We start from the raw sequence: 26,150 nt of genomic DNA, 5'->3' as shown, positions 1-26,150 counted from the left end.
GCGCTTCACTTCATTTGCCGTGATCAGCTTATGGCGGGACTTCCACCCGCAGGAATGCGCCCATGCTGGGCGCACACGAAAAAAAAGGCGCCCGAAGGCGCCTTTTTCGATGCTGCGAAGCGGGTTACCCCGCCCGTCACGCTTAGAAGCGGTGACGCAGACCAACCGTTGCTGCGGTTTGGTTGATCGACGAGCTCGGCAGGTTGTTGGCGAAGCTGTCGCCGTTGTAGATCGACGCGCCGATGCCGTTCTTCGCTGCACGCTGGTACACAGCTTGTGCGTAGACGTCCGTGCGCTTCGACAGTGCGTAGTCAGCTTGCAGACCGAACTGGTTCCAGTGCGTGCTGCCGTTGTTGATCTTCGCGTTCGTGTACGTGTAAGCAGCACCCAGGCCGAGAGCCGGCGTCAGGTTGTACTTTGCGTTGACTTCGTAGTTATCGGTGCGCAGCGTGCCTGCAGCAACTGCGTTGTTGTCGAGACGCGCTTGCGTCCATGCAGCGCCGACTTGCGCCGGGCCGAATGCGTAACCAGCAGCAGCACCGTACGTACGGACGCGGCCTTGGCTAGCGATGCCACCGATTGCCGACGACGTCGCGCCGTTTGCGTTCGTACCGTCGCCCAGGTTCGCTTGCGAGTATGCTGCACCCAGCTTCAGGCCTTGGAACTGGTACGACAGACCGCCGCTGTATGCACGGTTGTTGCCGAAGTTCGTGCTGTTCGAGAACGAGTACGTGCCGCCGAATTGCAGACCAGCGTAGTTAGCGCTCGTGTACTTGATCGTGTTGTTCTGCGCGACGTCGCCGTTCGTGCTCAGACGGTCGAGGTTCAGCGGGTGCGCGAAGTACGTGCCGCCCCACGAGCCCGTTGCCGTCAGCGGCGCCAGGTAGTCTTGCGTTGCGTCATACTGCTTACCCAGCGTGACCGTGCCGTACTGGCTCGACAGGCCAACGAAAGCCTGGCGGTTGAACATGCCGCCGTTGCCGTTTGCGAAGCGGCCGTTACCGATGTTGAAGCCGCTTTCCAACGTGAAGATTGCCTTCAGGCCGCCACCGAGGTCTTCCGAGCCACGCAGGCCGAAACGGCTCTGGTCAATGCCCGAACCCATCGCCCAACGCGACTTGCCAGCTTGGCCGAGTGCCGGCTGGACGTTGCTCGTGTAGGTGATGCCTGCGTCCAGCACGCCGTACAGCGTGACGCTGCTTTGCGCGTGAGCGACGGTAGCGAACGATGCTGCAGCTGCTGCAACGATCAGAGTCTTGTTCATTCGTGGAGCTCCCTTCTAAAAAGAGGCAGGTCTCGCGACCTTGTTCATAAACGGTCTTCAACCGCCCGGGAGCGCCATCGGTCCTGCTGGCGGCGCCCGGATAGTTGCCCGTTTGGGAACCGTGAGTTTAGGGGTGTACCCTAGGGGAGCGATCCGCAAATAAAGAAATAAGCTTTTCCAGAACTAGAAATAATGAAAGTGGGGCCGCGTCATAAGTATTTGTTTTAACGTTTGTTTTTGACCTCTTGACGCCGGCTTTTTGGACGCTTTCATCGCACCATTCTTTCATGTCATCGGCTTGACGGTTGCATAGAAACAACAAACGGTTTCGGTTCGGCCCACCAAAAACGGTAATTATTACCTTATCAAATCTCAAATATTGGCCTTTCCGCATCTAAAACGTCCCCTCGGCACCCTAAACAGGGGCCGATACCTCTGCCACGGCGAGATTCCGTCAGCCGTTGGAAAGGAAACGGCGGCTCGACCCCGCCGTGACACGCGGTAACAGCCTTAACCGGCCCCGTAACGCGGCGGGCAGACCGGCAGGCTAATGTAAGGCAGCCTCGCATACAGAACAGGAGCCGCCATGAATCGACGCTCGTTGCTGCGCGCCATCGGATTGACCGCCGCCTTCGTCGGCACCGGCTGGTTGCGCGCCGCCTCGGCCCAGCCTTCCCCGCCCGTGTATCGGCCCGCCGGCCCGAATCGCGTACCCGGCGGGCCGCCCTATGCAGACCGGCCGGGCTTCGCGCCGCCTGCGGCACGCCACGACCGTCGCCCGCCCCCGCCACGGCCGCATGGCTATATATGGACGGACGGCTATTGGCGCTGGCAGCGCGGCCGCTATATATGGGTTCCCGGTCGCTGGGTCGCGCGACGCCCCGGGCGCCGCTGGGTACCCGGCTACTGGCGCCGCCAAGGGTCGGTGTGGGTCTACGTCGACGGCTCGTGGCGGTGAGCAGCGGCTCGGCCCCAGCCGAAGGGCCGGAGCCGAGTCGCGCGCGAGAACCGACGCGGTCCACGCCACGCAATCGTGCGTTACGGCAGCCGCACTGCAGTCGACATATCGTCGGGTCGCCATTCCGGCGGCATCATTCCGATAACGAAGTCATACGATAGCGATGCGAATGCGTCCGACGATGCCTCAATCCCATCGAAATCGTCTACCGCACACCGCCGGTCAACGAACCGATGCGCGCACCGCGCCCAGCGCCCACCGCCGTCCAGCTCGCGCGCCGGCCGTCCCGACCCGCGCAACCCGCGGGTCGCTCGCCCATCCCGTCCACGTATCGCCAGACAAGGAAAACGCTACATGTCATCGTCCCGCTCCCCCGTTCGCGCCGGTGCCGCATTCGTTTTGCTGGCCGCATCGACAGCTGCGCTGGCCGCCGGCCCCGCCGCACGCGACCTGGCCACCGAGGAAGCCAATCGCCGGCTCGTGCTGACGTTCTACGATCGCTTCTTCAACCGGCACGAAGCAGTCGAGGCCGCCGCCGTCGTCGCGGACGACTACAAACAGCACAACCCGTACGTGCCGGACGGCAAGCAACCGTTCGTGTCGTACTTCGTCGGAGCGTTCCAGAAGAACCCGGCATCGCGCGCGCGCATCGTCCGCAGCGCGGCCGACGGCGATCTCGTCTACCTGCACGTGCATGCGACCGAGCATCCGGGCGATCGCGGCGAAGCGGTGGTCGACATCTTCCGCGTGAAGAACGGCAAGATCGTCGAACACTGGGACGTGATTCAGCCGGTACCCGAAACGTCCGCGAACCAGAACACGATGTTCTGATGCACGACGCCGGACGCGACCGGCCGCCCCCTACGCCGGCCGAATCGACGCTGCTTCGCGATCTTCGACGGCAATCGGTTCGCCCGTTCGGTAGCGACGCTCGCGCAGTCCCGTGCGATCGAGACGTGCGTCTGCATTCGCAGCGACGCACGTACGTCGCGCCAGGCCCGGGCGATCGGTGCGCGAACCGGCGCCGTCACGCGACGCCGAGCGCCAGCACCTGCTCGGTGGTCAGCACGTCGCCGAACGTATCCGACAATGCGGCCAGCGTCGCACGATGGAGGTCGCGGTGCGGCACCGTGCCGCCGTCCGCGACGTCGAGATCGCGCGTCGCGCAGGCATCGTCGACGACGATCACCGCATAGCCGAGCGGCACCGCATCGCGTGCCGCGCCGGCCACGCACGCATGCGTCATCAGGCCGGTGACGATCAGCGTGTCGATGCCGGCCGCCTTCAGCCGCGCATCGAGGTCCGTCGTCGGGAAGACGCTCACCGACGTTTTCTTCACGACCGCGTGAGCGGGCGCCGGCTGCAGGTCCGCATGAAAGCGGAAGCCGTGGCTGCCGTCGGCGAAGATCGGGCTGTCGGCCGACCCGACGTGCTGAACGTGGAACACCGGAATGCCCGCGCGGTCGGCGAACGCGATCACGCGCCGCGCATTGCCCAGCGCACGCGGCCCGTCCGGAATCGGCAGACGGCCGCTGAAGTATTCGTTCTGGAAATCGATCACCAGCAGCGCGGTGCGGGCGGCGGCGATCGACGTCGGCGCGCTCGCGCCGGCCAGGGTACGGATGGTCGGATGTTGCATGGAATGCCCTCTCGGTTGACACATTGGCGGAACGGCGCGCCGGGCCTTGCGGCGTCGCCGGACGCGGCCCGGAACCTCCCCGGCCGCGACGCGCCAGTGTCGGGCCGCGCGGCGCGACGCGACAGCGGCGCGCGGGACAACGTCCGACAGAATCGGGCCAACGTGCGCGAGCGCCGCCTACGACAGCACGGCCGTTCGCGCGCCCGGCCGCATACGGCCGTAAGCGACCATCATCGCGAAGCTGAGCAGGAAACCCGCGCCGCCGATCAGCAGCAGGCCGATTTCGCCGAATACGGGCAGCAGGTTCGTCAGCGCCCCCGTCACGACCCACGCGACCGCCATCACCGAGCCCGCGACGCCGAGCGCCCAGCCCTGCCGATCGTCGCTGACGGCATCGGAAAACGCGGTATACATCGTCGTGTACGCAACCATGTCGAAACAGCCGACGACCATCGCGAGCGCCCACAGCACCGGTTCGTGCGGAAACAACGCGGACAGGATCTGGCCGAGGCCGGCCACCAGCAGGCCCGTCTTCGCGATCTCGATCACGCGCCACACGCGCAGCATCAGCCGCACGACGCACAACAGGCCGAACACGAAGCAGATGCCGATCACGCCGCTGAACAGCCCGAGCCGCGCGCTCGTATAGCCGAATTTCGCCTGCAACAGCAGCATGATGGTCTGCAGGTAGAGCCCGTAGCCGACCTGCATCAGGAAGAACACCACCGACAGGAACGCGACGTTGCGCTGGCGCGCGGCCTCCCGGATGATCCGCAACGGCAGCAGCGGATCGATGCGCGTATCGCCGCGCGGCGCGGCACAATCGCGATACGACGCCCAGGTCCAGCACGCGCAGATCAGCGACAGCGCCGCGACCAGCACGAACGGCGTGCCGTAGTCGAACAGCGGCGAGATCGTCCGGTCGGACGCGACGCCGCCGAGCACCGGGCCGACGATCACGCCCGCGCTGAACGCAAGCGACATGATGCTCATGTCGTACGCCTTCGTATCGGGCGTGCCGAGATCGGCGACGGCCGCCTGCGCGATGCCCTGGCAACCGGCCATCAGGCCGGTGAGCCCGCGGCCGGCGAGCAGCAGCGCGACGCTGCCCAGCCACGCACCGGCTGCCATCGTCGCGTAGCCGACCGCGAGGCCCAGCACGCACAGCAGCAGGATCCGACGGCGGCCGTAGCGATCGGACAGCTCACCCATCAGCGACGAGCCGAAGAACATGCACAGCGGGTAGATTCCGTAGCCGAGACCGAGATAGAAATTGCGCGCGTGTGCACTGGCGTCGGCCGGCAGGATGCCCGCGTGCGGATCGCTGAAGATGGCGGACATCATCGGATAAACAAGCCCGAACCCCATCGCGTCGAGCGCGATGGCGAGCAGGCAGGGGCCGAGCAGTTTGTAGTCGAACCGGGACATGGCGACCTTCCGGACAGAGTGAATGATCGCCCAAGCGTAATGACCGGGCGGCGGCCGCGGTAGGCCGCCGCCGGCGATGCTAAGCATCGGTTCGCGCGATACCCCGCATGCGACCCGCGCCGATGGCTCGTCGTCCCGGCCGTGCGGCCGCGACTCGGCGCACGGCGGCCCGCCCCGAAGCAGCCGGCTGCGCGACCACGCACCGCGCGCCGTCGTGCATGAACATGCTGAAGAGGAATCCGAACGATCCCGCGAACGGCGCGTACCCCGCGAGAGGCGACGGGCGACCCGCTCGCACGCGTCGGCCACGTGACGCCCAACGTCGTGACGCGGTGGGCGACATCTTCTCGCCGACCAACCTCGTATCGGGCAGCGTCGGCTGCTCGCTGCTGCCCGGCCATGCGCGCGAGCTGTTCGCGCACCGGATCGCGCTCGTGCCGCTCGCGGGAGCAACGACCCGTCAGACCTTCGGCCTGCGCTTCCCGCATCGCCGCGAGCGAGACCCGAACCCTGCTCGCGCTACTTCCCCGACCGAGCGAGCGGACCTTGCACGCCCTGCCCCACGCCCGACGGCCAGCCGCCCGCGAGCGCCTTGTACAGCGCGACCGCCGATGCCGCGCTGCGCATCCGTCCGTCGGCCGCCGCGTCCTGCGCCTGCAGCAGCGTCCGCTGCGCGTCGAGCACTTCGTAGTAGTCGATCGCGCCTGCCGAGAAACGCGCCTGCGCAAGCTGCGCGGCGCGTGCGCTGTCGCCGGCCGCACGCACGAGGTGCGCGGTCTCGTCACGCGTGCGGGCGACACGCAGCAGCGCGTTCTCGGTTTCCTCCAGCGCGCCGAGTACGGTCTGCCGATACTGCGCAAGCTGGCCGGCCGCTTCCGCGTCGCTCGCCGCGATCCGCGCACGCACGCGGCCGACGTCGAGGAAAGACCAGTCGATGCCGAGCGCGATCAGGTTCGTGTCGCTGCCCGCGCGGAAGAACCCGTAGCTGCTCGTCGCGCTGCCGAGCAACCCGGACAGCGTGAAGCGCGGGAACAGGTCGGCGGTCGCGACGCCGACGCGGGCTGTCGCCGCATGCAGCCGCGCCTCGGCGGCCGCGACATCGGGGCGGCGGCGCAGCAGGTCGCCCGGCGTGCCGGGATCGATGTCGGCCGCGAGCGCCGGCAGCGGGACCGGCGTGCCCGTCGGCGCGGCCGCCTTCGGCAGGTCGAACCGGCCGATCAGCGCATCCGGCGTCTGCCCGGTCAACACCGCGAGCCGATGCTCGTCGACGCCGATCGCGGCTTCGTACACGGCGATCCGCGATGTCGTCGATTCGTACTGCGCGCGTGCGCGCGCCGCATCGAGGTCGGAGCCTCGCCCCGCGCCGACGCGCGCATTGATCAGGGCGAGCGTCTGCTTCTGGTTGTCGGCATTCTCGCGAGCGATCCGCAACCGCTCCTGCGAGCCGCGCAGATCGACGTACGTACTCGCGATCTCCGCCGCGATCGCGACGCGCACCGCGCGCACGTCCGCGGCGCTCGCCGCCGTTTCCGCGCGCTGCGACTCGATCGAGCGGCGTACGCGGCCGAACAGGTCGAGTTCCCACGCGGCATTGATGCCGACGCTCGACGTCGGCGTGTCGCGCTGGCTGCGCGGCGCGCCGAACGCCTGGTCCTTGCTCATCAATTGATGGCCGATCCGGCCGCTCGCGGTGATCGTCGGATAGCGGTCGAACGTTGCCTGAGACAGCAGCGCATTCGACGCGTCGTAACGCGACACCGCGACCTGCAGGTCCTGGTTCGCCGCGAGCGCCGCATCGATCAACTGCGTCAGCACCGGATCGCCGAACCCGCGCCAGAACGTGGCATCGGCGTCGGCCGACGCGTCGGGCGGCATATCGGAGCCTGTCTGGACCGTCGCCGCGTCGCGCTGCGTCGCAGGACGGTCGTCGCGCGCGAACCGCGCGGCCGTGATCGTATCGGGCCGTCCGAAATCGGGGCCGACCGCGCAGGCAGCGAGCGTCACCGACATCGCCAGCGCGGAAAGACGGAAAGCGGCGCTCATCGGTTTTCTCCTTCGAGGGTGCCGTGCTGTTCGCGCCAGACGGCCGGCGTGCCGCCCGCGAGCTTGCGGATCGCCACGTAGAACACGGGAGTCAGGAACAGCCCGAACAGCGTGACGCCCAGCATCCCGGCGAACACGGTGACGCCGGTGGCCGCCCGCACCTCGCTGCCCGCGCCGCTGCCGATCAGCAGCGGCACCGAGCCCGCGATGAACGCAACCGACGTCATCACGATCGGACGCAGCCGCAGCCTGCACGCTTCGAGCGCCGCTTCGACCGCGCCCTCGCCCTGGATCTCGAGCTCGCGCGCGAACTCGACGATCAGGATTGCGTTCTTGCACGCCAGCCCCATCAGCACGACCAGGCCGACCTGCACGAACACGTTGTTGTCGCCGCCGGACAGCCACACGCCGAACAGCGCCGCGCACATGCACACGGGCACGATCAGGATTACCGCGAGCGGCAGCGTCCAGCTCTCGTACAGCGACGCGAGCACCAGGAACACCAGCATCACGGCCAGCGGGAATACGACGATCGCCGCGTTGCGCTGCGTGACCTGCTGGTAGCTGAGGTCGGTCCATTCGAGCGCGATGCCCGGCGGCAGCACGTCCTTCGCGATCTGCTGCAGCTTCGCGATCGCCTGCGACGACGACATGGTCTTCGGATCGGCGTCGCCGATCAGGTCGGCGGCCGGATAACCGTTGTAGCGGACGACCGGGTCGGGACCGTACGCGGGTCCGACCGTCACCATCGAGCCGATCGGCACCATCTCGCCCTTCGCGTTGCGCGTGCGCAGGTTCGCGATGTCGGCGGCCGTCTGCCGGTGGCCGGCATCCGCTTGCGCCATCACGCGATACACGCGGCCGAACACGTTGAAGTCGTTCACGTACATCGAACCGAGATAGACCTGCAACGTATTGAACAGATCGGTCAGCGCGACGCCCTGCGCCTTCGCCTTGAGCCGGTCGACCTTCACCTCGAGCTGCGGGATGTTTGCCTGGTACGAGCTGACGGGATAGCTCATCCCCGGCGTCTTCGCGACTGCGGCCTGAAACGCGCCGAGCGCCTTCTGCAACTCGCCGTAGCCAAGCCCGCCGCGATCCTCCAGGTACAGCGAGTAGCCGGAGCCGTTGCCGAGCCCCTGGATCGGCGGCGGCATCAGCGCATAGGTAATGCCGCCGCCGATCGCCGCGAAGCGCGCGTTCAGGTCCGCGTTGATCTGCGCGGCGCTGCGATGACGCCGGTCGAACGGCTTCAGGATCACGTACGAGTTCGTGATGTTCGGCGTGTTCACGCCCTGCAACGCGTTCAGCCCGGCGAACGCCGGCACCATCTCGACGCCGTCGGTGCCGAGCGCGATCTTCGTCATCTGCTCGGTCACCGCGCTGGTGCGCGCGAGCGACGCGCCTTCCGGCAGCTTCGCGCCCGCGAACAGGTACAGCTTGTCCTGCACCGGGATGAAGCCACCCGGCACCGCGTCGAACAGCAGCGCGGTCGCCGCGAGCAGCGCCGCATAGACCGCGAACACCGCGCCGCGCCGCTTCAGCATGCGGCCGACGACGCCGTGGTAACGGTCGGAGCTGCGTTCGAAGAACCGGTTGAACGGACGGAACAGCCAGCCGAATGCGCGATCGAGCGCACGCGTCAGCGCATCCTTCGGCGCGCCGTGCGGACGCAGCAGCTTCGCGGCGAGCGCGGGCGACAGCGTCAACGAGTTGATCGCGGAGATCACCGTCGAGATCGCGATCGTTACCGCGAACTGCTTGTAGAACTGGCCGGTCACGCCCGACATGAAAGCCATCGGCACGAACACTGCGCACAGCACGAGTGCGATCGCGACGATCGGCCCCGACACCTCGCGCATCGCCTGGTGTGCGGCGTCGCGCGGGCTCAGCCCACGGGCGATGTTGCGCTCGACGTTCTCGACGACGACGATCGCATCGTCGACGACGATCCCGATCGCGAGCACGAGCCCGAACAGCGTCAGCGTGTTGATCGAATAGCCGAGCAGGTAGAGCCATGCGAACGTGCCGACCACCGACACCGGCACCGCGACGAGCGGAATGATCGACGCGCGCCACGTTTGCAGGAACAGGATCACGACGAGCACGACCAGCACGACGGCCTCGATCAGCGTGTGCTGCACCGCGCGGATCGATTCGCGCACGAATACCGTCGGGTCCCACACGGGGCGGTATGCGACGCCGGGCGGGAAGCGCTTCGACAGCTCGTCGAGCTTCGCATACACGGCCTTCGCGACGTCGAGCGCGTTCGCGCCCGGCGACAGGAAGATGCCGACCACGGCCGAATGCCTGTCGTTGAAATACGAACGCAGCGTGTAGTCGCCCGCGCCGAGCTCGATGCGGGCGACGTCGGACAGCTTCACGACCTGGCCGTCGTCGCCGTTGCGCAGCACGATGTCGCCGAATTCCTGCACGGTGCGCAGGCGGCCGCGCACGTTGATCGACACGAGGAAGTCGTTTTTCTTCGGCGACGGCTCCGCGCCGAGCTGACCTGCCGACACCTGCACGTTCTGCTCGCGCACGGCCGCGATCACGTCGCTCGCGGTCAAGCCGCGCGACGCGAGCCGGTTCGGGTCGAGCCACAGCCGCATCGCGTAATCGCCGGAGCCGTACACGCCGACGTCGCCGATGCCGGTGAGCCGCGACAGTTCATCCTTCACGTGCAGCGTCAGGTAGTTGCGCAGGTACAGCGAATCGCGGCTGTTGTCCGGCGAATAGAGGCTCACGTACATCAGCGGCGTCGGCGACTGCTTCTGCGTGGTCACGCCGTACTGGCGCACCTCGTCGGGCAGGCGCGACAGCGCCTGGCTCACGCGGTTCTGCACGCGCACGGCGGCCGTGTCGGGGTCGACGCCTTGCAGGAACGTGACGACGACCTGCAGGCTGCCGTCCGAACCGGCGACCGACTTCATGTACATGATGCCTTCGACGCCGTTGATCGCCTCTTCCAGCGGCTCGGCCACCGACTCGGCGATTTCCTTCGGGTTCGCGCCCGGGTACGTTGCACGCACGACGACGCTCGGCGGCACGACTTCCGGATATTCGCCGGCCGGCAGCATCGGGATCGAGATCAGGCCGATCGCGAAGATGACGATCGACAGCACGACCGCGAAGATCGGCCGGTCGATGAAGAATCGGGAGAAATCCATCGTATCGCTCCCGTCATTGCGCGGCAGGCGTGCCGGCATCGGCGACCGCCTGCGTCGCGCTGCCCGCATCGGCGCGCGCGGGCAGCGCCTTCGGCTTCACCTGCGCGCCCGGATAGTAGATGCGCTGCACGCCGTCGACGACCACACGGTCGCCCGCTTGCAGCCCCTTCTCGACGATCCGCTCGCCGTCGAGTTCGCGGCCGATCGTCACGTCGCGGCGCAGCGCCTTGTCGCCCGCGCCGATCACGTACACGTACTTGCGGTCCTGGTCGGTCAGCACGGCCTTGTCGTCGACCAGCAATGCGCTCTGGTCGCGGCCGCTGACGAGCTGCACGCGCGCATACAGGCCCGGCGTAAACGCATGGTCCGCATTCGGCAGCCGCACGCGTGCGCGGATCGTGCCGGTCTGCGGATCGAGCCGGTTGTCGAGGAAATCGACGGTGCCCGCATGCGGGAAGCCCGTCTCGTTCGCGAGGCCGATGCGCACCGGATCGGCGCCGATCGCGCGATGTTTCGGGTCGGCGCGCCGCGCGTTGTAGCGCAGGTAGCTCTGCTCGTCGCAATCGAAATATACGTAGACCGGATCCTGCGACACGACGGTCGTCAGCAGCGTGTCGTCCGCACGCGCGAGATTGCCGACGGTCGCGACCGCGCGGCCTACGCGGCCGGCGATCGGCGCGCGCACTTCGGTGAAACCGAGATTGAGCTTCGCGTCGGCAACGGCCGCATCGGCCGCCTGCAGATCGGCGCGTGCCTGTTCGGCAGTCGCGCGCGCGTTGTCGAGTTCTTCCTGCGACGTCGCATGCGCATCGATCAGCGTCTGCACGCGCTTGAGCTGCACGTTCGCGAGGCTCGCAGCCGCACGGGCGCGCTGCTGCTGCGCATTCGCACGGTCGAGCGCGATCCGGTACGGGCGCGGATCGATCTCGAACAGCAGCGCGCCCTGCGCGACCACGTCGCCTTCCTTGTACGCGACACGCTGCAGATAGCCGCTCACGCGCGGCCGCAGCTCGACCGCGTCGACCGCTTCGACGCGTCCGTTGAATTCGTCCGCGAGGCGGACGGTGCGCGGCGCGACGGTGGCGACGCCGACTTCGGGAAGAGGATGGGCCGACGATGCGCCTTTGCCGTCGTGACAACCCGACAACGCCAGCAACAGGGCGCAGGCAGCGCCCAAAGGCGACGTCCTGCGTAGGGAAAAGGAGAACATGATGCCTCGCGACGGGTTAAACTGCCGCGTAGCATAAAAGTTCAAGTTAACTTCAAGTCAAGCTTTTCCGGAGGGTGTCATGGGTATCCAGGAAACCCCGCAATGGCCGCTGATGTCGATCCGCGAAGTGGCCGCGCGCAGCGGCGTGCCGGCGTCGACGCTGCGCTTCTACGAGATGCGCGGGTTGATCAAGTCGCACCGCAACGGCTCGAGTCATCGCCACTATTCGCGCGCGGTGCTGCGGCTGATCGCGTTCATCGTGTTCGCGCAGAAGATCGGCTATTCGCTCGACGAAATCGCCGAACAGCTCGTCAGCCTGCCCGAGGACACCGCGCCGAGCAACAAGGACTGGCAGCGGCTGTCGCGCGGCTGGAAGCAGCGCGTCGCAAGCCGGATCGAGGAGCTGCAGCGGCTCTACATCAATCTCGACGAATGCATCGGCTGCGGCTGCCTGTCGCTGAAACGCTGCAAGCTGACCAACCCGGACGACCGCGCGGGCCGCAACGGCCCCGGCGCGCGACGCTGGCTCGGCGACAAGCCGCCGACCGACTCCGAATGACGCGCAGGCCGCGCGCGTCCTGCATCACCCGACGCGCCAGCCGCCGTTCACCGCGATCGTCGCGCCCGTGACGAACGACGCGCGCGGCCCGGCGAGCCAGGCGACCGCATCGGCGATGTCGTCCGGCTGCCCGGCGCGGCCGACCGGCGTCTGCTCGCGGATCGTCGCCGCGATGGCCGGCGCGACCCCGCTGCCGCCGAACAAACGCGTGTCGGCGACATAGCCGGGCGCGACCGTATTGACCGTCGCCCCGCGCGGCCCGAGTTCGCGCGCCAGCGCGACGGTGAAGCCTTCGACGCCGGCCTTCGCGGCCGCATACGCGAGGCCGCCCGGCAACAGGCTGCCGGCACGCGCCGCGATCGAGCCGATGTTGACGATTCGCGCGGCATGGTCGGCCAGGTGCGGCAGCACGGCCATCGTCGTCAGAAACAGGCTTTTCAGGTTCGCATGGAGCACCGCGTCCCATACGGCCTCGGCTTCCCCCGCTTCGGTATCCGCGCCGACGCGCCCGGTCAGCCCGGCATTGTTGACCAGCACGTCGATGCGCGGCCATCGCGCGACGATCGCGTCGACGGCCGCTTGCGCGTCGCGCCGCACGCCCAGGTCGCCGGCCTGCCCGATCGCCGCGCCGCCCAGACGCTCGACGGCCGCCCTCAGCCGCGCCACGTCGCGCCCGACGATCGCGACGCGATACCCGTCCTCCACCAGCCGACGCGCGATCGCGAAGCCGATCCCGCTCGATCCGCCCGTGACGATCGCCGTGCGTTGTCGTTCGTTGCCCGTCATGACCTGCCCTCCTTTCCTCGGTGTTGACGATTGGTGACGTTTGCAGTGTGGGCAACGGACGGCGATAGGTAAAATACGAATTCGATGACATATTGATACGCAAAAGGTATCGCCATGATCGATCTGCGCCAGTTCCGGCAATTCATCGCGGTCGCCGAAACGCTCAGCTTCCGGCGCGCTGCCGAGCGGCTGCACATGGCCCAGCCGCCGCTCAGCGCGGCGATCCGCAAGCTCGAGGACGAACTGGGCGTCGCCTTGCTCGACCGCGACACGCGCGGCTCGCGGCTCACGCCGGCCGGCGAAGCATTCCTGCTCGAAGCGCGGCGCGCGCTCGAACAGGCCGAGCGCGCGGTGGCCGCGGCGCGCCGCGCGGGCGCCGGCCTCGGCGGCACGCTGCGGCTGCGCTTCGTCGACAGCACGGTCAATGCGCTGTTGCCGCTGATCCTGCGCGCGTTCCAGGAACGGCATCCGGGCGTCGATTTCCAGCTCGAGGAAGGCACGACGGCCGAGCAGGTGCTCGCGCTGCGTCACGATCGCACGGACGTCGGCCTCGTCGTGCTGCCGGTGGCCGATGCCGGCGACGTGCGTGTCGAACCGCTGCTGCGCGACCGGATGGTGGCCGCGCTGCCCGACGGCCACCGGCTCGCGCGCCGCCGCCGCATCGCGCTGGCCGAGCTGGCGGACGAACCGTGGGTCATGTTTGCCGCGCACCATGGGCCCGGCATGCATGCGCTGATCGTGACGGCATGCGCGCAGGCCGGCTTCGCGCCGCGCGTGGTCCAGCAACCGCGCCAGATGCAGACGACGGCCGGGCTCGTCGCGGGCGGCATCGGCATCGCGCTGATGCCGCGCCTGTTCGTGCCGATGCAGCCGCAAGGCATTACGTTCTGCGAACTGAAGGATGCGGGCAGCCCGCTCGCGTACGAACTGGCGCTCGCATACCGTACGCCGTCGCCGCTCGTCGATGCGCTGCGCGAGAGCGCGCGCGAGGCGGTGCGCGAACTGGGGCTGGTCGCCGCGACGTGACCGCGCGCATCGCGCGCGGCGCTCAGTCGCCGAGGAAGTTGAGCGCGACGCCGAGCACGGCCTGCCGGAATGCCTCCGGCCGCGTCGGCAGCGACGTGAACTCCAGCATCATGTGACGATACGACACCGTCATGCCCACGGCGCTCGCGATCATGAAGAACAGCACGTTCGGATCGACCGGACGGATCGCGCCGGCCTCGACCGCATCCGCCAAGAGCGGCAACATCGCGTCGTGATACGGGCGCACGATTCGCTCCTGCAGCCGATCGAGCCGCCCGCCCTCCTCGGTCGCCGCCGTCGAGAAGAACATGCCGATATCCGGCTCCGCGAACTCGTGATCGACGCACAGCTCGAGCGCGCGCCGCACGCGGTCGCGGTGCGGCAGCGACGACGTGCGCAGCGCGCGCAGCGCGTCGAACATCGGTTCGGCCAACTCGACGATCTGCTCGACGACCGCCAGCCACAACGTTTCCTTCGTGCCGAAGTGATGGGCGATCAGCGCCGCGTCGATGCCCAGCTCGCGCGCGACTTCGCGCACGCTCGTCGCGTCGTAGCCGCGCTTCGCGAACGTGCGGCGCGCGGCCCGCAATATCACGTCCGGGCCGACGGACGCATCCGCCAGCGGCCGTCCGCGCGTACGCCGCTTCGACGGCGCGCGCTCAGTGACTTCTGCCACGTTTTTCCTGCTCCTTGAACGATTCGAATGCCCGTGCCCGGTACCCGGTTTCACGTACCGGAAGCGGGCGGCCTGCCCCGCTGCGTTGACACGCCGAGCCGGGAAGCGCTAGGATCATACCTTATTCATCACGTGATGATTTATCAATGACAACCCCTACACGCATCGTCATCGTCGGCGGCGGGATCGCCGGACTGCAGCTCGCGACCCGTCTGGGCGAGCGCCTCGGCCGGTCCGGGCGGGCGCAGATTACGGTCGTCGACCGCAGTCCCACGCATATCTGGAAGCCGATGCTGCATACGATCGCGGCCGGTACGCGCGACGTCCAGCAGCAACAGGTGATCTTCCTCGCCCACGCCCGCGATCACGGCTACGCGTACCAGCCCGGCGAACTGAAGGGGCTCGATCGCGCGCGCCGCCGCGTGCAGCTCGGCGAGATCCGCTCCCAGGACGGCGACGTGGTGATCGACGCACGCGAACTCGAATACGACGTGCTGATCCTCGCGCTCGGCAGCCAGGCCAACGATTTCGGCGTGCCGGGCGTGCGCGAGCACTGCTACTTCATCGACAGCCAGCAGCAAGCGGAGACCTTCAACGAAGCGTTGCGGATGCGCGTGTTCCGCAGCATCGCGCGCGACGAGCCATTTCGCGTCGCGATCGTCGGCGCGGGCGCGACGGGCGTGGAACTCGCGGCGGAGTTGAGCCGATTGCTGGAAGTGGCGCAGGCGTACGGTGACGAAACGGTGCGCGAGCGGCTGCAGCTCACGCTGCTCGAAAGCGGCCCGCGCATCCTCAACGCGTTTCCGGCACGGATTTCCGCGTCGGCCCAGCGGCGGCTCGAACAGATCGGCTTTCACGTGCTGACGTCGACGCGCGTCACGTCGGCCGACGCGAACGGCTTCCATTACGGCGACGGTTCGTTCGCCGAAGCGGACCTGATGGTCTGGGCGGCCGGCGTGAAGGCACCCGATTTCATGCAGGCGCTGGGCGGGCTCGACACGAACCGCGCGAACCAGATCGTGGTCGGCCCCACGCTGCAGGCGACCGGCGACGAGCACGTGTTCGCGATCGGCGATTGCGGAAGCCTGCTGCCCGACGGCCACGAACGGCCGCTGCCGCCGACCGCCCAGGTCGCGACGCAGCAGGCCGAGCATCTCGCGAAGCACCTTCCCGCGTGGCTCGACGGCACGCCGATTCCGCCGTTCGCGTTCCGCGATTTCGGCGCGCTGGTGTCGATCAGCGATTACGACGCGTTCGGCACGCTCGGGCAGTTCGGGTTCTTCCGCGGCGGCTTCATCCAGGGGCGCTTCGCGCAGTTCAGCCACCTGATGCTCTACCGGCGGCACCAGCAGGCGCTGCACGGTTTCCCCAAGGCCACCTTGCTGTGGATCGCCGAACGGATCAACGGCTGGGTGCAGCCGCGCATCCGCCTGTCGTGATGCCGCGCGTCGCGGCACCGCGTAACGTTTCGAGGAACAGAGACATGAACAACCGTGCAGCGCCCTGGCTCATGACCGTCGCCGCAATCGGCCGCTTCGACATGCCGTCCGTCTCGTGGGGCGGCCCGCGGCGGCGCAGCGTCACGCGCGACCGGCTGCCGTCGTGGGACGCGACGAGCAAGCCGACCATCAGCGTGCTCGAACGGCCCACGGCCGACACCGTGATGATCTCGTGGTGCGACGCGTGCACCGGGCACTACGGCTACCAGAAGTGGCGCCTGTTCACGACGCGCAAGCGCGGCGTGTGCGCGCTGTCGGGGCGATCGATCGAGATCGGCGACAGCGTCTATGCGCCGCAACTGCTCGGCTCGACGCCGGGCAACGCCGCCGCGATGGTGCTCGCGGCCTGCATCGACGACGCCCTGGCGGCCTGATCGTCAGGTCGACGTGGTCTGACCGGCGCCATAGGCCGGCGCATCGTTCTGCCGTTCGAGCTGGGCGTCGAGATGCGCGGCATGCGCGTTCGCTTCGGACTCCGACATCAGCTCGCCTTCCCACTTCGCGACCACCGCGCTGGCGATCGAGTTGCCCACCGCGTTGGTGGCCGAGCGACCCATGTCGAGGAACGTGTCGACGCCGAGAATCAGCAGCAGCCCGGCTTCCGGGATGTTGAACTGGTGCAGCGTCGCCGCGATCACGACGAGCGATGCGCGCGGCACGCCGGCCATCCCCTTCGACGTCAGCATCAGGATCAGCAGCATCGTGACCTGCGTGCCGAACGACAGGTGGATGTCGTACGCCTGCGCGATGAACAGCGACGCGAACGTGCAGTACATCATCGACCCGTCGAGGTTGAACGAATAGCCCATCGGCATCACGAAGCTCGAGATCTTGCGGCGCACGCCGAAACGGTCGAGCGCGTCGAGGATCTTCGGATACGCGGCTTCGGAGCTGGCCGTCGCGAACGACAGCATGAACGCTTCCTTGATCAGCACGATCAGCTTGAACACACGGCGGCCGAGGAACAGCAGCCCGGCCGCGACGAGCGTGGCCCACAGCAGCACGAGGCTCACGTAGAAGTCGCCCATGAACACCGCGAACTTCAGCAGGATCGACAATCCGTTGACCGCGACGGTCGACGCCATCGCCGCCATCACCGCGAGCGGCGCGAGCTTCATCACGTAGCCGGTGATCTTCAGCATCACGTGCGCAAGCTGGTCGATCGCGGCGACGAGGATCTTGCCGCGCTCGCCGAGTGCGGCGAGCGCGACGCCGAAGAACATCGAGAACACGACGATCTGCAGGATCTCGTTGTTCGCCATCGCCTCGGCGATCGACTTCGGCACCATGTGCCCGACGAAATCCTTCAGCGTGAACTTCGACGTCGCGAGATGCGCGGACGCGCCGATGTCCGGCAGCGGCAGGCCGAGGTTCTCGCCGGGCCGCAGCAGGTTCGCCATCAGCAACCCGAGCAGCAGCGAGACCAGCGACGCGGTGACGAACCAGCCGAGCGCCTTCACGAACACCCGCCCGACCGACGACGCGTCGCCCATGTGCGCGATGCCGACCACCAGCGTCGAGAACACCAGCGGGCCGATCACCATCTTGATCAGCCGCAGGAACACGTCGGATACGAGCGAGATGTAGCCGGCGATTTCGGCGGCCGACTGCTTGTCCGGAAGCTGCGTGTAGATCAGGTAGCCGATCAGGATGCCGGCTGCCATCGCGAGCAGGATCCAGCCTGCCGCAGACATTCGTTTGTTCATGATGGAATTCGCCGCACGGCGATGGAGTTGACGGAAGAAAGAGGCGCGTGCCGTGCCATGGGGCGCGCGGAGCGCGCCGCTCGGGCCGACACGGAGATCCGCGGACGGACGCGCCGCCGCACCGGCATTCGCGGCAACGCGAACGCCGGCGGCAGCGATCCGGCATGCAGCGATCGGATCAATAGCCGATTGCGGAGCCCGCCGGACGGCGCGGGTCGTTGTAGCCGTAGATGAAGCCCACACGCACGTTGCCGGACACGGACGAATCGTTCCCGGAACTCTGGCGGCTCGCGGCTTCGGTGCCCGGCAGGCCGACCATGATCAGCTCGGCGGCGCCCCACGGCGTCTGCTCGACCATCTTGTAGCCCATGTTGCGAAGGATCGCGAGCGTGTCGGGCGACAGGCCGTAGGTTTCGTAATAGACCGCGTCGGGCAGCCACTGATGATGGATGCGCGGCGCGGCGACCGCGTCCTGCGGCGTCATCCCGTAGTCGATCACGTTCAGCACGGTCTGCAGCGTGATCGTGATGATGCGCGAGCCGCCCGGCGAACCGACCACCATGAATACCTTACCGTCCTTCTTCACGATGGTCGGCGCCATCGACGATAGCGGACGCTTGCCCGGCGCGATCGAGTTGCGCGTGCCCTGCACGAGGCCGAACAGGTTCTGCGCGCCGACCTTCACGGTGAAGTCGTCCATCTCGTCGTTCAGGAAGAAGCCCGTGCCCGGCGCGATGACCACGGCGCCGAAGCGGCCGTTGACCGTATAGGTCGTCGACACCGCATTGCCGTCGTGGTCGACGATCGAGTAGTGCGTCGTTTCCGGCTTCTCGTGCACACCGACGCCGGGCTGCACGTCGACCGACGGCGTCGCCGTGTCGGCATGGATGCTCTTGCGGATCTGCGCCGCGTACTCCTTGCTCGTCAGCTTCGCAACCGGGTTGTCGATGAAGTCCGGATCGCCGAGCAGCGTGTTGCGGTCTTCGTACGCATGGCGCATCGCTTCGGTCATATAGTGGACCGCCGCGGCCGAGTGATAGCCGAGCTTGCGCAGGTCATACCCTTCGAGGATGTTCAGCGTCTCGCACATCGTCACGCCGCCCGAACTCGGCGGCGGCGCCGACACGAACTCGTAGCCGCGATACGTGCACGTCAGCGGCGCCATGTCCTGCGCGCGATAGGATGCGAAATCGGCCGCCGTGATCACGCCGCCGCCGCGCCTGGCCGCCGCTTCCACGATCTTCGGAATCTCGCCGTGATAGAACGCGTCCGGCCCCTGCTCCGCGATGCGCTCGAGCGTGCGCGCCAGATCCTTCTGCACCAGACGATCGCCCGGCTGCAACGCCGTGCCGTCCGGGCGCAGGAAAATGCGCGCGGCTTCCGGGTCCTTCCTGAAGCGCTCGACCGTCGTGTCGAGGATGTCTGTATCGCCGCGCGTCAGCACGAAGCCGTCGCGTGCGAGCCGGATCGCCGGCGCCATCACCTGCTTGCGCGTCAGCTTCCCGTACTTGCGCTGCGCGAGATCGAGCCCGGCCACCGTGCCCGGCACGCCGACCGCGCGATAGCCGTACAGGCTCTGGTCCGGAATGACGTTGCCGGCCGCATCGAGATACATGTTCGCGGACGCCGCGGCCGGCGCGGTCTCGCGGAAATTGATGAAGCGGTCGCGACCGTCGGCCAGGTGGAGGGTCATGAAGCCGCCGCCGCCGATGTTGCCGCAGCACGGGTTGGTCACGGCCTGCGCATAGCCGACGGCCACCGCCGCGTCCACCGCGTTGCCGCCTGCCTTCAGGATGTCGACGCCGATCTGCGACGCGAAGTGCTGCGACGACACGACCATGCCGTTCTTCGCTTCGACCGCCGGGTCCGACGCGGCGAACGCGCACACGCTCATCGCGGACAACAGGGTGAGTACTACGAGCCGCCTCATGACGAAATCCTCCAGACGAATAAACCGGCGCATGCCGGGATGCGCGGCCGCACCACCGCGTATCGACGCCGCCTGTTCGACGTGTAATAAACGGTACATTTCCGCAAGGCCGCGATCATAGCACCCGCTTTTTTGCGTCAAAAACTAGGGTAATTACTGAATTCAAAGCAGATATGCGGGACTATCTTTGTCGAGGCATGTTCGATTTATTACATATATGAACGTATTCGTGGATCGAGCGATACGTCCCTCTAATTTCGAACCGTGCGCGGCCTGCCGCACGTCGATCGGCTAACATGCGTGCAGTTACCGGCAGACGCACGTCTGCCGTTCGATCGTTCAATTCAGATAGAGAGCCGGAGTGCCGATGGGGACGAGCATCAGGGCGTTGCTGCTATCCCAGATGGATAGCTTCACGCCGTCGGAACAGAAGGTCGCGCAGGCGTTGCTGGATCGCTATCCCAGTCTCGGGCTGGGCCCCATCGCGCAGTTCGCGAAGCAGGCGGAAGTCAGCGACCCGACCGTGTTCCGCTTCGTCGTCCGGATCGGCTTTCCGAACTATTCGTCGTTCCAGCAGGCGCTGCACGACGAGATCGACACCGCGATGAATTCGCCGCTCGCGCGCATGGATGCGTTTCATTCGGAAACGGGCATGCGCGACAGCCACGCGGCGATTTTCCAGCGGCTGTCCGAATCGCTCGCGACCACGATCGAAGGGCTCGACGCGGCCGCGTTCGACGCAGCGGTGGCGGTGCTGGCCGATCCGGACGTACGCATCTTCTGCGGCGGCGGGCGCTATACGGCGCCGCTCGCGTCGCTGTTCTCGTTCACGCTGGCCTATGCACGGCCGCACGTGCAGTACGTCGAGCCGAACGTGAATCTCGCGTCCGTCGCGCTGGCCGACATGGGGCGCACCGACCTGCTCGTGATCTTCGACTTTCGCCGCTACCAGAAGGACAGCATCCGCTTCGCGCAGGCCGCGCACCGGCTCGGCGCGCGGATCCTGCTGATCACCGACGAATGGCGCTCGCCGATCGGCGAATTCGCGGAGATCGTGCTGCGGATCCAGGGGCGCCCTTTCGCGATGCTGCAGACCAACGTGCCGGCGCTGGCGCTCGCCGAAGCGCTGGTGATCGGCGTGACGAACCGGCTGCCGGAACTGGCCCGGCAGCGGATGGAGAAGATCGAACAGCTCAACGCGGGCGGGATCGAGTGGGATACCAGCCAGCGCGATTTGCCCGAATGACACGTGGCCGCCATTCGGGCGCGGCGCTCAACTCTCGACGTCCTCCAGACTGAACACTTCCGTCTTGTCGTTGTACGAGAAGACCTCCCCGTACCGCCCCCAGTCGATCACCGCGTCGAGCGTTTCCTCGGCCGCTTCGTCGGACAGGAAATCCTCCAGCTCCTGCTCGAAGCGCACGCGCGGCGCGCGGTGGCCCGGACGCTCGTTCAGCACCTTCCTGATCCGGGCAGCAAGCGGCACGTGCTTCAGCAGGTGATCCGCGAACATCAGCTTGCGCTCCTGCGTGCCGAATTCCGCGAACACGCGTGCGGGCGGCGTCAGGAACACATCGCCTTCGCGCACGTCCGCGAAGCCGAGGTACTGCAGCACTTCCGCGATCGGGAACAGGTCGTCGACCTCGAGGTGCAGCGTGCGCGCGATTTCCGGCATGTCGGCACGACCGTGGTACGGCGCCATCGCGAGCGTCTCGATCAGGCCGGCCATCAGGTTGGTCGACACCTGCGGCAGCCAGCTGCCGAGCTCGAGCCCCTTCTTCGTCGCCTCGCCGGTCTGGCGCGCCGTCATCTTCGCGTAGATGTCGTCGACCAGCTTGCGGAAATCGGTATCGAGCCGATTGCGCGGATGCTTGAACGGCACCTTGATCTCGGCGATCACGCGGCCCGGGTTCGACGACAGCACGAGAATCCGGTCGCACATGAACACCGCTTCCTCGATGTTGTGCGTGACGATCAGCACCGACTTGATCGGCATGCGGCCCTGCGTCCACAGATCGAGCAGGTCGGTGCGCAGCGTTTCGGCGGTCAGCACGTCGAGCGCGGAGAACGGCTCGTCCATCAGCAGAATGGTCGGATCGACGACGAGCGCGCGCGCAAAGCCCACGCGCTGGCGCATCCCGCCCGACAGCTCGCGCGGATACGCGTTCTCGAAGCCGTCGAGGCCGATCAGGTCGATCGCGGCCAGCGCGCGTTCGCGCCGCTCGCGCGCGCCGACGCCGAGCGCCTCCAGCCCGGCTTCCACGTTCTGCAGCACGGTGAGCCACGGGAACAGCGCGAAGGTCTGGAACACCATCGCGACGCCCTCGGCCGGGCCGCGCAACGGCTTGCCGAGATAGGTCACTTCGCCGTCGGTCGGCTCGATCAGGCCGGCGATGATGCGCAGCAGCGTCGACTTGCCCGAGCCCGAGCGGCCGAGCAGGCCGACGATCTCGCCTTCGCGCAGCGACAGGTTCGCATCGTCGAGCACGAGCAGCTCGCCCTGCGTCTTGTTGAAGCCGCGGTTCACGTGCTCGACGCGCAGGATTTCCTCGCCGAGCCGGGGCGGCTGCAGCGGCTGGGACGTCTTGACGGGGGCGTTGATAACGGTCGAATTTTGCATCGCGCTTACTCTCAATCGAGACGGAGCCGGGATTCCGCATAGGCGTACATCGGACGCCACAGCAGGCGGTTGAACAAGGTAACGAACAAGGACATCACGGCGATGCCGAGGATGATCTTCGGGAAATCGCCGGTGGCGGTCGTTTGCGCGATATACGAGCCAAGACCGTGAGCGACGACCTTCGTGTCGCCCCACTGTACGAACTCGGACACGATGCTCGCGTTCCACGCGCCGCCCGATGCGGTGATCGCGCCCGTCACGTAGTACGGGAAGATGCCCGGCAGGATCGCCTGGCGCCACCACTGCCAGCCGCGGATGCGGAAATTCTTCGTCGCTTCCTTGTAGTCGTTCGGATAGGACATCGCGCCGGCGATCACGTTGAACAGGATGTACCACTGCGTGCCGAGCACGATCAGCGGCGACAGCCAGATATCCGCGTTCAGGTGAAAGCGGACGATCACGATCACGAACACCGGGAACAGCAGGTTCGCCGGAAACGCGGCGAGGAACTGCGCGAGCGGCTGGACCTTCTCGGCCAGCTTCGGGCGCAGCCCGATCAACACGCCGAGCGGCACCCAGATCGCCGACGCGATCGCGATCAGCACCAGCACGCGCAGCAGCGTCACGAGCCCGAGCACGAGCACGTGGCCGACCTCGGCCATCGTCACGCCGGTCGCGACGAAGCTGACGACGCGCCACACGACGTACACCGTCAGCACGATCACGAACGCGCCCCACACGATGTCGCCGATGCGCGACGAACGGCGCGACGATGCGCCGCGCGCACGCGTGCCCTTCAGCGCCGGCAGTCGCAGTGGAATCCGCGCGGCCTGCGACAGCAGCCAGCCGGCGGGCACGAGCAACTGATGGATCAGATGCGTGCGACGCATCATGTCGAGCAGCCAGGATTGCGGCGCATCGCCCGACGCGGTGTTCTCCATCCGGAACTTGTCGGCCCATGCGACCAGCGGGCGGAACAGGAACTGGTCGTAGGCGAGGATCACGACCGACATCGCGACGATCACCCAGCCGACCGCGCCGAGATTCTTGTCCGAGATCGCCTGCGCGAGATACGCGCCGATGCCCGGCAGCGTGATCGTCTGGTTGCCGACGGTGATCGCCTCCGATGCGACGACGAAGAACCAGCCGCCCGACATCGACATCATCATGTTCCAGATCAGACTCGGCATCGAGAACGGCACTTCCAGCTTCCAGAAGCGCTGCCACGACGTCAGGTGAAATCCGCGCGACACTTCGCTCAAGTCGCGCGGCACCGTGCGCAGCGACTGGTAGAAGCTGAACGTCATGTTCCATGCCTGGCTCGTGAAGATCGCGAAGATCGCGGCCAGCTCCGCACCGAGCACGCGCCCCGGAAACAGCGCGAGAAAGAACGTGACCGTAAACGAGATGTAGCCGAGCACCGGCACCGACTGCAGGATGTCGAGGATCGGGATCAGCACCATGCCCGCGCGGCGGCTTTTCGCGGCGAGCGTGCCGTAGACGAGCGTAAACACGAGCGACGCGACCATCGCGGCGAGCATTCGCAGCGTGGTGCGCAATGCGTATTCGGGCAGGCTCGCCGGATCGAGCGAGATCTTCTGCGTCTGCAGCACGCCGATCGGCGCCATCGTCTGGTGAAAACCGACGATCGCCATCGCCAGCACGCAGATGATCAGCGGAAACGCGACGGCATCCCAGCGGTTGGGCAGCACGCGCCACGCCGAGGCGTTCGCGGTGCGGTTCGGATCGAAACTGATATCCATCGGTAGCGTCTTGTGTCGAATTGAAAATCGATGGGTCCGGCCGCGTGTCGCGCGGCCGGGCGTCGCACCCGCGGTGCGAATCAGGGCAGCCCGTGCAGCGCCCGGTATGGGATGGCCGACCGCGCGAGCGGCAGCACCGAGCCTGCCTTGACGAAACGGAAACCGGCACCGGGATGAATGCCGACATGGGCGATGCCGCCGGCAACGATCAGAAAAAACGGCGCGAGGCCGAGGGTGCGCATGCGGTGACCGACCGCACCGACTGTGTCCGTTGCCGCGAAGTTCGGCATGAAGGGCTCCGGAGAGGTGATTCGGAGTGGGAGGCTATCGGGCGGTCGTGACGCAAATGTGACGTGTCACTTACAGGACATTGACAGGTCATCCGGCGGGCGTCATGCATCGCGCCGTCGGCCCCGAACACGGAGTCGATCCCGCAACGGTCGGGAATAAATGCGCCGCCTCGCCGGTATCGCATGCGAAGGCGCCGGCTTATTCCAGGACGATCCGGCCGTCCGGTTTCGTCACACGAATGCGAGGCTTACATGTCTTCATCGACCCCCACTCGCCCGTCGCGCCGCAAGGCCCTGCAGTGCATGGCCTTCGGCGGGCTCGGCACGCTGTTCACGCTGTCGGGCGGCATCCTCACCCCGTTCGACCTCGCGCTCGCGCAGAACGGCGACGCGCGCCCGGCCGACGCGGGCCGACCGCTGTTCGTCCAGATCAGCGATACGCACATCGGTTTCAACAAGGACGCGAATCCCGACGTGTCGGCCACGCTGAAGCAGACGATCGACCTCGTCAACGGGATGCCCGCGCTGCCCGCGCTGACGATCCATACCGGCGACATCACGCACCTCTCGAAGCCGGAGGAATTCGATCACGCGTCGCAGTTGCTGGCCGCGCTGCGCGTGCCGGAACTGCATACGGTGCCCGGCGAACACGACGTCACCGACGGTTCGGGCGCCGAATATTTCGGCCGATTCGGCAAGGCGTCGGACAACCGCGGCTATTACAGCTTCGACCATGCGGGCGTGCACTTCATCGGCCTCGTCAACGTGATGCACTTCAAGCCGAACGGGCTCGGCAGCTTCGGCGACGAGCAGCTCGCGTGGCTCGCACAGGATCTGAAAGGCCGCTCGTCGAGCACGCCGATCGTCGTGTTCTCGCACATGCCGATGTGGACCATCTACGAGCCGTGGGGCTGGGGCACCGGCGACGCACCGCAGACGATGGCGCTGCTGCGCCGCTTCGGCTCGGTCACCGTCCTGAACGGACATATCCATCAGATCGTGTCGAAGGTGGAAGGCAATGTGACGTTTCATACCGCCCGCTCGACCGCGTTCCCGCAGCCGACGGCCGGCAACGGCCCGGGCCCCGTCCCGCTCACGGTGCCGCACGACCGGCTGCCGTCGATGCTCGGCGTGACGACCGTCGAATTCGCAGGTCACCCGGTCGCGCCGTCGCTGCACGATGCGACGCTCGCGTGATCAAAATAAGGAGAACGATATGATCCGCTTCCAACGCGCTCGAATCGTCGCGATGCTGATCCTGTGCGGCGCGGCCGCCGGCACGCCGCCCGCCGCATTCGCGCAGGGCCCGGGCGGCCCACTCGTGACGATCCGCAATTTCATGTTTTCGCCGATGTCGACCACGATCAAGGCCGGCACGACGATCACGTGGAAGAATCTCGACGCGGAGCCGCATACCGTCGTCAACGACGCCGGCATCTTTCATTCGAAGGCGCTCGACCAGGACGAGACGTATGCGTTCCGCTTCGACAAGCCGGGCGTCTACAAGGTGTTCTGCGGGATTCATCCGTACATGAAGGAGACGATCACCGTCGAATGACGCGGCCCGCCACGCAACGCGCGGG

The 26,150-nt window shown here is 67.1% G+C and carries 22 protein-coding genes; 9 read left to right on the top strand and 13 right to left on the bottom strand.

Annotated features, from left to right (window positions below; genetic code table 11):
* Positions 1-142 precede the first annotated feature (142 nt).
* Positions 143-1,264, bottom strand: a complete 1,122-nt coding sequence (locus tag WT97_RS01625) for a porin (protein ID WP_059500186.1) — start codon at positions 1,262-1,264, stop codon at positions 143-145.
* Between the two features lie 586 nt (positions 1,265-1,850).
* Between WT97_RS01625 and WT97_RS31975 the strand changes: the two genes are divergently transcribed.
* Both WT97_RS31975 and WT97_RS01620 read left to right on the top strand, forming a co-directional pair.
* The gene (locus WT97_RS31975; RefSeq protein ID WP_082741733.1) at positions 1,851-2,222 is read left to right on the top strand and encodes a YXWGXW repeat-containing protein; all 372 of its coding nucleotides are present in this window, start codon (positions 1,851-1,853) and stop codon (positions 2,220-2,222) included.
* Positions 2,223-2,576: 354 nt separating this feature from the next.
* On the top strand, positions 2,577-3,053 hold the full coding sequence (locus WT97_RS01620; protein ID WP_059500185.1) for a nuclear transport factor 2 family protein: 477 nt from the start codon (positions 2,577-2,579) through the stop codon (positions 3,051-3,053).
* A gap of 196 nt (positions 3,054-3,249) precedes the next feature.
* Here the strand turns inward: WT97_RS01620 and WT97_RS01615 are convergent, their stop codons facing one another.
* The 5 genes from WT97_RS01615 to WT97_RS01595 form a co-directional block, all read right to left on the bottom strand.
* Positions 3,250-3,861, bottom strand: a complete 612-nt coding sequence (locus WT97_RS01615; RefSeq protein ID WP_059500184.1) for a cysteine hydrolase family protein — start codon at positions 3,859-3,861, stop codon at positions 3,250-3,252.
* Between the two features lie 177 nt (positions 3,862-4,038).
* Positions 4,039-5,289: an MFS transporter gene (locus tag WT97_RS01610; protein ID WP_060035820.1), complete on the bottom strand. Its 1,251-nt coding sequence runs from the start codon at positions 5,287-5,289 to the stop codon at positions 4,039-4,041.
* 519 nt (positions 5,290-5,808) lie between these two features.
* On the bottom strand, positions 5,809-7,332 hold the full coding sequence (locus WT97_RS01605; RefSeq protein WP_060352689.1) for an efflux transporter outer membrane subunit: 1,524 nt from the start codon (positions 7,330-7,332) through the stop codon (positions 5,809-5,811).
* Positions 7,329-10,502, bottom strand: a complete 3,174-nt coding sequence (locus tag WT97_RS01600) for an efflux RND transporter permease subunit (protein WP_060352697.1) — start codon at positions 10,500-10,502, stop codon at positions 7,329-7,331. Before WT97_RS01600 ends, WT97_RS01605 begins: the two co-directional genes overlap by 4 nt.
* 13 nt (positions 10,503-10,515) lie before the next feature.
* Positions 10,516-11,712, bottom strand: coding sequence for an efflux RND transporter periplasmic adaptor subunit (locus WT97_RS01595; RefSeq protein ID WP_059789102.1), 1,197 nt, complete (start codon positions 11,710-11,712; stop codon positions 10,516-10,518).
* 79 nt (positions 11,713-11,791) lie between these two features.
* Between WT97_RS01595 and soxR the strand changes: the two genes are divergently transcribed.
* Positions 11,792-12,271 carry a redox-sensitive transcriptional activator SoxR gene (soxR, locus tag WT97_RS01590; RefSeq protein ID WP_034204522.1) on the top strand — a complete coding sequence of 160 codons (480 nt, stop codon included), beginning with the start codon at positions 11,792-11,794 and terminating at the stop codon, positions 12,269-12,271.
* A 24-nt stretch (positions 12,272-12,295) separates the two neighbouring features.
* Here soxR and WT97_RS01585 read toward each other — a convergent pair whose 3' ends face one another.
* Positions 12,296-13,057: an SDR family NAD(P)-dependent oxidoreductase gene (locus WT97_RS01585; RefSeq protein ID WP_060352688.1), complete on the bottom strand. Its 762-nt coding sequence runs from the start codon at positions 13,055-13,057 to the stop codon at positions 12,296-12,298.
* A 114-nt stretch (positions 13,058-13,171) separates the two neighbouring features.
* Between WT97_RS01585 and WT97_RS01580 the strand changes: the two genes are divergently transcribed.
* Positions 13,172-14,083 carry a LysR family transcriptional regulator gene (locus tag WT97_RS01580; RefSeq protein ID WP_060352687.1) on the top strand — a complete coding sequence of 304 codons (912 nt, stop codon included), beginning with the start codon at positions 13,172-13,174 and terminating at the stop codon, positions 14,081-14,083.
* 22 nt (positions 14,084-14,105) lie between these two features.
* Here the strand turns inward: WT97_RS01580 and WT97_RS01575 are convergent, their stop codons facing one another.
* A complete protein-coding gene (locus tag WT97_RS01575; protein WP_059500177.1) occupies positions 14,106-14,759 on the bottom strand; it encodes a TetR/AcrR family transcriptional regulator in 654 nt (217 codons plus the stop codon).
* A 146-nt stretch (positions 14,760-14,905) separates the two neighbouring features.
* Between WT97_RS01575 and WT97_RS01570 the strand changes: the two genes are divergently transcribed.
* Both WT97_RS01570 and WT97_RS01565 read left to right on the top strand, forming a co-directional pair.
* Positions 14,906-16,198 carry an NAD(P)/FAD-dependent oxidoreductase gene (locus WT97_RS01570; protein WP_059782971.1) on the top strand — a complete coding sequence of 431 codons (1,293 nt, stop codon included), beginning with the start codon at positions 14,906-14,908 and terminating at the stop codon, positions 16,196-16,198.
* 44 nt (positions 16,199-16,242) lie between these two features.
* A complete protein-coding gene (locus WT97_RS01565; protein WP_034204517.1) occupies positions 16,243-16,632 on the top strand; it encodes a DUF3331 domain-containing protein in 390 nt (129 codons plus the stop codon).
* A 3-nt stretch (positions 16,633-16,635) separates the two neighbouring features.
* On the opposite strand, the gene WT97_RS01560 is transcribed toward WT97_RS01565, so the two are convergent.
* Both WT97_RS01560 and ggt read right to left on the bottom strand, forming a co-directional pair.
* On the bottom strand, positions 16,636-17,964 hold the full coding sequence (locus tag WT97_RS01560; protein ID WP_060352686.1) for a dicarboxylate/amino acid:cation symporter: 1,329 nt from the start codon (positions 17,962-17,964) through the stop codon (positions 16,636-16,638).
* 178 nt (positions 17,965-18,142) lie between these two features.
* Entirely contained in the window at positions 18,143-19,894 is a 1,752-nt protein-coding gene (gene ggt, locus WT97_RS01555; RefSeq protein ID WP_059789107.1) for a gamma-glutamyltransferase, read from the bottom strand.
* A 367-nt stretch (positions 19,895-20,261) separates the two neighbouring features.
* Between ggt and WT97_RS01550 the strand changes: the two genes are divergently transcribed.
* Complete coding sequence (locus tag WT97_RS01550) at positions 20,262-21,140, top strand: MurR/RpiR family transcriptional regulator (RefSeq protein WP_059500173.1); 879 nt, start codon at positions 20,262-20,264, stop codon at positions 21,138-21,140.
* A gap of 27 nt (positions 21,141-21,167) precedes the next feature.
* On the opposite strand, the gene WT97_RS01545 is transcribed toward WT97_RS01550, so the two are convergent.
* The 3 genes from WT97_RS01545 to WT97_RS01535 form a co-directional block, all read right to left on the bottom strand.
* Entirely contained in the window at positions 21,168-22,514 is a 1,347-nt protein-coding gene (locus tag WT97_RS01545; protein ID WP_059789108.1) for an AAA-associated domain-containing protein, read from the bottom strand.
* A gap of 11 nt (positions 22,515-22,525) precedes the next feature.
* The gene (locus WT97_RS01540; protein ID WP_060352685.1) at positions 22,526-24,277 is read right to left on the bottom strand and encodes an ABC transporter permease subunit; all 1,752 of its coding nucleotides are present in this window, start codon (positions 24,275-24,277) and stop codon (positions 22,526-22,528) included.
* Between the two features lie 80 nt (positions 24,278-24,357).
* A complete protein-coding gene (locus WT97_RS01535; protein WP_060352684.1) occupies positions 24,358-24,567 on the bottom strand; it encodes a hypothetical protein in 210 nt (69 codons plus the stop codon).
* Positions 24,568-24,819: 252 nt separating this feature from the next.
* On the opposite strand from WT97_RS01535, the gene WT97_RS01530 reads away from it, so the two are divergent.
* Positions 24,820-25,764: a metallophosphoesterase gene (locus tag WT97_RS01530; protein ID WP_060352683.1), complete on the top strand. Its 945-nt coding sequence runs from the start codon at positions 24,820-24,822 to the stop codon at positions 25,762-25,764.
* Between the two features lie 19 nt (positions 25,765-25,783).
* Entirely contained in the window at positions 25,784-26,125 is a 342-nt protein-coding gene (locus WT97_RS01525; RefSeq protein ID WP_059502820.1) for a cupredoxin family copper-binding protein, read from the top strand.
* Positions 26,126-26,150: the final 25 nt, after the last annotated feature.

The organism is Burkholderia sp. MSMB1459WGS (assembly GCF_001534535.1).
GTDB lineage: Bacteria > Pseudomonadota > Gammaproteobacteria > Burkholderiales > Burkholderiaceae > Burkholderia.
The sequence above is the reverse complement of the archived record's forward strand: the minus strand, read 5'-3'. Positions and strand labels throughout refer to the sequence as shown.

What these genes read in the sequence shown, in the direction of transcription:
- WT97_RS01595 (WP_059789102.1), bottom strand. Translation starts at nt 11,712, where the DNA reads ATGTTCTCCTTTTCCCTACGCAGGACGTCGCCTTTGGGCGCTGCCTGC.
- WT97_RS01580 (WP_060352687.1), top strand. Translation starts at nt 13,172, where the DNA reads ATGATCGATCTGCGCCAGTTCCGGCAATTCATCGCGGTCGCCGAAACG.
- WT97_RS01625 (WP_059500186.1), bottom strand. Translation starts at nt 1,264, where the DNA reads ATGAACAAGACTCTGATCGTTGCAGCAGCTGCAGCATCGTTCGCTACC.
- WT97_RS01535 (WP_060352684.1), bottom strand. Translation starts at nt 24,567, where the DNA reads ATGCCGAACTTCGCGGCAACGGACACAGTCGGTGCGGTCGGTCACCGC.
- WT97_RS01550 (WP_059500173.1), top strand. Translation starts at nt 20,262, where the DNA reads ATGGGGACGAGCATCAGGGCGTTGCTGCTATCCCAGATGGATAGCTTC.
- ggt (WP_059789107.1), bottom strand. Translation starts at nt 19,894, where the DNA reads ATGAGGCGGCTCGTAGTACTCACCCTGTTGTCCGCGATGAGCGTGTGC.
- WT97_RS01605 (WP_060352689.1), bottom strand. Translation starts at nt 7,332, where the DNA reads ATGAGCGCCGCTTTCCGTCTTTCCGCGCTGGCGATGTCGGTGACGCTC.
- WT97_RS01615 (WP_059500184.1), bottom strand. Translation starts at nt 3,861, where the DNA reads ATGCAACATCCGACCATCCGTACCCTGGCCGGCGCGAGCGCGCCGACG.
- WT97_RS01540 (WP_060352685.1), bottom strand. Translation starts at nt 24,277, where the DNA reads ATGGATATCAGTTTCGATCCGAACCGCACCGCGAACGCCTCGGCGTGG.
- WT97_RS31975 (WP_082741733.1), top strand. Translation starts at nt 1,851, where the DNA reads ATGAATCGACGCTCGTTGCTGCGCGCCATCGGATTGACCGCCGCCTTC.
- WT97_RS01565 (WP_034204517.1), top strand. Translation starts at nt 16,243, where the DNA reads ATGAACAACCGTGCAGCGCCCTGGCTCATGACCGTCGCCGCAATCGGC.
- WT97_RS01545 (WP_059789108.1), bottom strand. Translation starts at nt 22,514, where the DNA reads ATGCAAAATTCGACCGTTATCAACGCCCCCGTCAAGACGTCCCAGCCG.
- WT97_RS01600 (WP_060352697.1), bottom strand. Translation starts at nt 10,502, where the DNA reads ATGGATTTCTCCCGATTCTTCATCGACCGGCCGATCTTCGCGGTCGTG.
- WT97_RS01585 (WP_060352688.1), bottom strand. Translation starts at nt 13,057, where the DNA reads ATGACGGGCAACGAACGACAACGCACGGCGATCGTCACGGGCGGATCG.
- WT97_RS01570 (WP_059782971.1), top strand. Translation starts at nt 14,906, where the DNA reads ATGACAACCCCTACACGCATCGTCATCGTCGGCGGCGGGATCGCCGGA.
- WT97_RS01530 (WP_060352683.1), top strand. Translation starts at nt 24,820, where the DNA reads ATGTCTTCATCGACCCCCACTCGCCCGTCGCGCCGCAAGGCCCTGCAG.
- WT97_RS01610 (WP_060035820.1), bottom strand. Translation starts at nt 5,289, where the DNA reads ATGTCCCGGTTCGACTACAAACTGCTCGGCCCCTGCCTGCTCGCCATC.
- WT97_RS01620 (WP_059500185.1), top strand. Translation starts at nt 2,577, where the DNA reads ATGTCATCGTCCCGCTCCCCCGTTCGCGCCGGTGCCGCATTCGTTTTG.
- WT97_RS01560 (WP_060352686.1), bottom strand. Translation starts at nt 17,964, where the DNA reads ATGAACAAACGAATGTCTGCGGCAGGCTGGATCCTGCTCGCGATGGCA.
- WT97_RS01525 (WP_059502820.1), top strand. Translation starts at nt 25,784, where the DNA reads ATGATCCGCTTCCAACGCGCTCGAATCGTCGCGATGCTGATCCTGTGC.
- soxR (WP_034204522.1), top strand. Translation starts at nt 11,792, where the DNA reads ATGGGTATCCAGGAAACCCCGCAATGGCCGCTGATGTCGATCCGCGAA.